General features: G+C 39.4%; 7 protein-coding genes and 1 pseudogene. 2 read left to right on the top strand and 6 right to left on the bottom strand.

Annotated elements, in window-relative coordinates; all coding sequences use genetic code 11:
• Window positions 1–13 precede the first annotated feature (13 nt).
• The 4 genes from LEUFL_RS12945 to LEUFL_RS0106335 form a co-directional block, all read right to left on the bottom strand.
• Window positions 14–454, bottom strand: a complete 441-nt coding sequence (locus LEUFL_RS12945; RefSeq protein WP_237697918.1) for a cation transporting ATPase C-terminal domain-containing protein — start codon at window positions 452–454, stop codon at window positions 14–16.
• On the bottom strand, window positions 403–1,857 hold the full coding sequence (locus LEUFL_RS12510; RefSeq protein ID WP_050792586.1) for an HAD-IC family P-type ATPase: 1,455 nt from the start codon (window positions 1,855–1,857) through the stop codon (window positions 403–405). Before LEUFL_RS12510 ends, LEUFL_RS12945 begins: the two co-directional genes overlap by 52 nt.
• Window positions 1,854–2,510 carry a P-type ATPase actuator domain-containing protein gene (locus LEUFL_RS13625; RefSeq protein ID WP_050792585.1) on the bottom strand — a complete coding sequence of 219 codons (657 nt, stop codon included), beginning with the start codon at window positions 2,508–2,510 and terminating at the stop codon, window positions 1,854–1,856. The genes LEUFL_RS12510 and LEUFL_RS13625 overlap by 4 nt, the downstream gene beginning before the upstream one ends.
• A 129-nt stretch (window positions 2,511–2,639) precedes the next feature.
• Window positions 2,640–3,410: a (S)-acetoin forming diacetyl reductase gene (locus LEUFL_RS0106335; protein WP_010008258.1), complete on the bottom strand. Its 771-nt coding sequence runs from the start codon at window positions 3,408–3,410 to the stop codon at window positions 2,640–2,642.
• A gap of 154 nt (window positions 3,411–3,564) precedes the next feature.
• Here LEUFL_RS0106335 and LEUFL_RS11845 point away from each other — a divergent pair.
• Window positions 3,565–4,085: pseudogene (locus LEUFL_RS11845) on the top strand (glutathione peroxidase).
• Here the strand turns inward: LEUFL_RS11845 and LEUFL_RS11840 are convergent.
• Together LEUFL_RS11840 and LEUFL_RS13215 are read right to left on the bottom strand one after the other, a co-directional pair.
• A complete protein-coding gene (locus tag LEUFL_RS11840; RefSeq protein WP_237697917.1) occupies window positions 4,046–4,888 on the bottom strand; it encodes an MFS transporter in 843 nt (280 codons plus the stop codon). The pseudogene LEUFL_RS11845 and the gene LEUFL_RS11840 sit on opposite strands and share 40 nt — an antisense overlap.
• Before the next feature lie 56 nt (window positions 4,889–4,944).
• On the bottom strand, window positions 4,945–5,250 hold the full coding sequence (locus LEUFL_RS13215; RefSeq protein ID WP_050792583.1) for an MFS transporter: 306 nt from the start codon (window positions 5,248–5,250) through the stop codon (window positions 4,945–4,947).
• 178 nt (window positions 5,251–5,428) lie between these two features.
• On the opposite strand from LEUFL_RS13215, the gene trhA reads away from it, so the two are divergent.
• Complete coding sequence (gene trhA / locus LEUFL_RS0106320) at window positions 5,429–6,067, top strand: PAQR family membrane homeostasis protein TrhA (protein WP_010008255.1); 639 nt, start codon at window positions 5,429–5,431, stop codon at window positions 6,065–6,067.
• The last annotated feature ends 3 nt before the right edge of the window (window positions 6,068–6,070 follow it).

Below are 6,070 nucleotides of genomic sequence, written 5' to 3'. Positions count from 1 at the left end.
TTTTTTATTACTTTTAACGGGTATGAGCAGCTAGTACCCAACGTTTGCGTGTTTCCAATAAGACTAAAGGTAGGAAAATGGCAATCGTACAGATGACCCAAGCCTGTCCATCTAAAGTTGTTAATGATAACGCCTCTCTTAAGATAGGTATGATAGCAGTAGATATCATGATGATAACTGCCACAATAACTGCAATATTTAAGCGGATATTACGAGCGATTGCGCTTAAAGTCAAGGGTGCTCTTGTTTTAATAGCATATATATCAATAATCGATCCGAGACCGAGAACTAAGAAGCTCATCGTTTGGCTGACAGCTAGGCTATAACCTAACATATCTGTTATCACATAGAGTATGAGTAGAATAAATGTATACGCTGTTGCTCTAAAAGCTAACCGGTGACCTAATCCGCCACCAAATACAGACTGATTGCGAAGTGGTGGAGCATCGAGAATGTTTTTTCGGGTTGTTCGTAGGCAAGGAAAAAGCCAGGAATACCGTCTGCCAAAATATTGATGACTAACAGTTGTGTTGCTGTTAGTAGTGGTGATTGTGTGATAAATGTCATAATTAACATCAATAAAATTTGAGCAAAGTTTACACCAACTAGAAACTCAGTCGCTTTCATAATATTATTATGAATACCACGGCCACCGGCAATAGCCGGTACAATAGTCGTGAAATTATCATCCATTAAAATAACATCCGAGGCTTCTTTAGCAACATCAGTACCAGTCTGTTCCATTGCAATACCGACATTGGCTTGTTTTAAGGCTGGGGCATCATTGACACCATCCCCAGTCATTGCCACAGTATGCCCCCGCTCTTGCAACAAACGTACGAGTCGAATTTTATCTTGGGGTGTAACACGTGCAAAAACAGTTGCTTTCGTGAGTCGCTGACTCAGCGCTTGATCTGAAAGGTCGCTGATATCTTGGCCTGTTAATGCGAGATCACCGTTTCGATAAATATGTAGCTGTTTAGCGATGGCAATTGCTGTTTTAACGTGATCGCCCGTAATCATAATCGTGCGAATACCAGCTTGATGGAATTGCTGAATAGCTTCAGCAACACCTGATTTCGGTGGATCCATAATACCAATCATAGCGGTTAGTGGCAAACCTTGAAGATAATCACGCCAATCACTGTCTCGTGGAATACGTCGTGCGCTCAAGGCTAAAATACGTTGACCTTGACGACTCCATTCATTGATGAGTTGTTCAGGCAAAATATTTTGACGGAGCGGAACACTTTCTGGTGCCCCTTTAACAAGTAGTAAATTTTCTTCATCGTTTAGTTGATGAATGGTGACCATATATTTATGTGCCGAATCAAAAGGCAATTCGGCAATTCGAGGATAAGTGATTTCCAAGTCTTGTCGTTTTAAATGATGTTCAGCAGCTAACTTCAAAATAGATTGTTCAGTGGCATCTCCTAAAATTTGCTCATCTTGAAAAACGGCATCAGTATTGAGTAATAAATATTGTAACGCGCTATTTTGAGAAAGATCATTTTGAAGTGAAATATTACCATCAGATACAGTCCAAAAATTAACAATGGTCATTTTATTTTGTGTTAGGGTACCGGTTTTATCGGAACAAATAATATCAATATTACCAACTGTTTCCACAGCGCTAACTCTTGTAACAAGTGCTTGACGCCGAGCAATTCGTGTAATACCAACAGCAAAACTAATCGTAACAATGACTGGTAATGTTTCTGGAACAGCTGCTACGGCAAGGGCGATTCCTGCTAATAATGCTTCGGTAAAGCTCTCTTGATAAATCTGTAGTAACACAACAATTGCAATACCAGATATTAAGGCAATAACGCTAAGATAACGAATCAATTGATTCATTTTTTGTTCAAATTAGTCTCTTGCACAGTATTCTCAGATAAGCTTTCTGCAATATTACCAATTTGAGTTGACATACCAGTCGCTGTTACCTTTGCTAAAGCAGAACCACTAACAATGTGTGTTCCTGAATAAATGTCATCAGTGACTGCTTTAGTCACTGATTCACTTTCACCAGTTAGAATAGATTCATCAACGTTAAAGTTCTCTGCTTTGACTAATACAGCATCGGCAGATATTTTATCGCCAGCTTTCAATGACAAAATATCACCGGGAACGATATTTTCAGCTGAGATTTTGATTGTTTGAGGCATAGCATCCGCTGTTGCACGGCGTAATACCAGAACTTCTTGAATACTAAATTCTTGTAAGCTGGCTAACGATACAGCGGCTGCGTGTTCTTGATACATGCCCAGACCGATATTGAGGAGTAAAACACCGGCAATGACAATCACCTCAAGCCACTGTCCATGGCCTGCAAGAACCATATAAAACGATAAAATCAGTGCAAAAAGCAAGACCAGAGAAGGGAGTTCACGAACGTGCTTGACTATTTTATGAACTATAGATTCAGGTGGTGCTTCATTTAAGCGATTGGGGCCAAATTGTATCAGTGCTTGTTTGGCTTGGTTATCTGTAAGTGCTTCATATTTCAAAAGTACAGTCCTCCTTTTACCATCATCTTGCTTTCAGTGTAACAATGTCTACTGATATACGTCCAGAAAAAGGGTTGGGCAATAAAAAACCATGACGATTAGAAATAGTCATGGTTGGTGAATATATTCTTATTGGAAAACCATACCACCGTCAACAATCAGTGTTTGGCCAGTAACGTAATCTGAATCTTTGCTTGCTAAGAAGGCAACGGCGTTAGCAATGTCTTCTGGTTCTGCTAAGCGCTTCAAAGAAATATCTTGTGCAAATTGTTGCATACCCCAGTCAAAGTCTTTACCTGCATTATCTGCTACTTTTTGTGCGATATCGTTCATCATAGGTGTTTTAACGATACCGGGTGCAAATGCGTTGACTGTAATGTTGTCAGCCGCCAATTCACGTGCAGTTGTTTGTGTAATACCACGAATAGCAAATTTTGTTGAGCCATAAACAGTCAGGTTGGGATTGCCAAGGACACCAGCTTGAGAAGTGGCGTTGATAATTTTACCACCATGACCTAAAGCACGCATCTTTTCAACAGCAGCTTGGGTACCCCAAATTGTACCACCAACATTAATTTTCCAAGTACTGTCTAAAGTGTCTTGGTTTACTTCCATAATTGGTGTTGTAGGCGCAACGCCAGCATTATTGACAATCACATTGAAATCACCGAGTTGTTCGGTTGCTTCATTTACTGCGCGGAACATATCATCACGATTTTGTACATCTGCAGCGATAGCGACAGCTTTTTGACCGTTGCTTGTGATTTTATCAGCAACATCTTGAACCTTGCTTAATGTTCTACCAACCAATGCGACTGCAAAACCATCATTGGCTAAACGCATAGCAATTGAAGCGCCAATACCTTGTCCAGCACCAGTGACTAATGCAACTTTACTCATGAAATTACCTCTTTCTTGTCTTTTTTATGTTCATTATATCACAATATTTATGAAATAACCCGTAGTTTTAATTCGTATTGTGAAAGAGATTTCGTTAAAATGAAGTTGGGATTGAGTTGTTTGCTAATGATATGGATAAGAAAGGTTAATCAATATGGCAATCTACGATTTTGAACTAACAGAGATGAGTGGACAACGTATTAAGTTATCTAGCTATCAAGGTAAGGTAATACTTATTGTGAACACGGCGAGTAAATGTGGTTTTGCGCCACAATTGGAAGAGCTAGAAATGTTATATCAGCAATATCATGGTTTAGGTCTTGAAATTATTGGTATCCCGTCCAATCAATTTCATCAAGAATTGGCAACAAATGAAGAGACGAACGACTATTGTCGGTTACATTTTGGGGTGACATTTCCAATGACACAGCAAGTACGAGTTAATGGAGCTGATGCCGATCCGTTATTTGTATACTTAAAAAAGTTTCAGGAAAAGGACCGATAAAATGGAACTTTACGAAGTTTCTCATTGATCGTGAGGGTAAATTGTTTAAACGGTATGCACCAATGACGCGACCTAAAAGTTTTGAAACAACGATACAAGAGTTATTAACCGATCAAAAAACGCAGTGTAATCACTGCGTTTTTTGTTGCATAATAGTATCACGACGATGAATCGAGATGCCACATAGCACTAAAATAACTGACAATATAGCAATAGTTAATATGGTACTGATCCATGAAGATGTTAATGATTGTAGTAATCCAAAAGCCAAAGGGCCAAATGCAGCTAATAAATAGCCAGCAGATTGAGCCATGCCAGATAAGTCTGCTGTTTGATGCCCGGTTTGTGTCTTACTTGTGAAAAAGATGATAGCTAAATTAAAGGATGCACCACAGCCAAGACCGATTAAAAATGCCAATATCATGTGTATGAGGAGCGATTGTATTGGCAGTAATAACCCGACGACCGCTAAAGACAGGCCAATGAATACCAGGCCGAGTATAGATGGTACCCCATAGTGATAACGAACCAACATTGGCACTAAAATCGCTGCGGGTAAAGTGCCAACTTGCATGATGGTCGCGATATTACCAGCTTCAATTGTAGAAAAGCCTTGCGTTGTTAGGATACTAGGTAACCAAGTGAGTAAAGAGTAAAAAACAAGTGACTGCAGACCGAAAAATAACGTAATTAACCACGCTGTCGGTAATCGCCAAACAGAAGGGGAATCTCCGGGTGCTGCGGTTGCTGTGGCGGTTGTCGATATGTTCTGAGTCTGACGATAGTGTAAATTGGGGAACCAAAGGATCAAATTGATGATGGCAATGATTGAGAGTAACCCTAATGTCCATGACAATGTTGTTCGTGCAATCAGCCAACCAGCTAAACCAGTACCCAAGGCACCCACAATAAGCATTGACATTGTGAAAATTGCGGTGATTGCTTCGGTACGATGGGCATAATGATCTTTAATAACAGCTGGTATTAAGACGTTACCGCCATCAATACCAATGGCAATGAATAATGTACCTAAAAAAGAGCAATCACATCGGGGATAATGCGAACAGCACTACCAATGGCAAGAACAATTAACAAAATATAGATGATAACTTCATTGCCAAAGCGTTTTCCTAGTTTAGCAATGAAGGGTGACATGATGGCAAAAGTTAATAGCGGAATGGTTGTTAAGAGGCCAGATAAAGCAGTTGGAATATGGAAGGTTTGCTTAATTGTATCAAGCAACGGTGGCATCAATGTGATAGGCAAACGCATATTTGCCGCAACAAAAACGATACTCAAGAGTAACAATGGACTGTGACCGGACGCTTTTTTCATGATGAGTTATGATCTTTCTGTTAAATTAGTATAATGCACAATGCATTTAGTATAGCAAGGTACACTATCAAAATGTGCGTAGATGTCAGTTAATGCACATGCTAGATAATGGTTGACTGCATAATGCTATCGAAATAGGTTAAAATATAGTAAATTGGTTGAGGCGGTGAACAGAACGATGAAACGATCAAAGACATATCAGATCGTCTATGAAGTGCTCAATGCTGTCACGCACGGCTTGGGATTTATTATGGCGGTTATTGGTGGTATAGCGTTAATATTACATATTTTCAGAGAACCAGTTAGTGTTCTTGAAGTTGTTGCCATTGCAATCTATATTGGTACGGTTGGTTTCTTTTTATTGGCATCAACATTATTTCATTCATTGATTTTTACAAAAGCTGCAAAAGTATTTCAATTTTTTGATCATGCTGGAATTTATCTTGTCATCTTAGGCACCTATACCCCCTATACATGGTTACTGCTGGGGAATTGGATTGGATGGAGTATTTGGGGTGCCATTCTAGCATTAACTATTGCTGGCCTGACTTATGATTTATTTTTTGTTGGGCGGTGGCCATGGGTATCGGTAACAATTTATCTTGTCATGGGTTGGCTGATTATTTTAGCTATGCCAGTATTGTGGGGGATTTTATCGCATACAGCTTTCTGGTTATTATTAGCTGGTGGTATTGTTTACTCTCTTGGCACGATTTTCTATTTGGTTCCCAAAATTCCAATGGGTCATGTTTATTGGCATGTTTTTGTCCTTGTGGGTGCGGGGTTAATGTACTTTAGTATATTTATTTCCTTATAAAAA

Source organism: Leuconostoc fallax KCTC 3537, from assembly GCF_000165675.1.
GTDB lineage: Bacteria > Bacillota > Bacilli > Lactobacillales > Lactobacillaceae > Leuconostoc_B > Leuconostoc_B fallax.
Note: the sequence above shows the minus strand (reverse complement) of the source record. Positions and strands in the feature narration are given on the sequence as shown.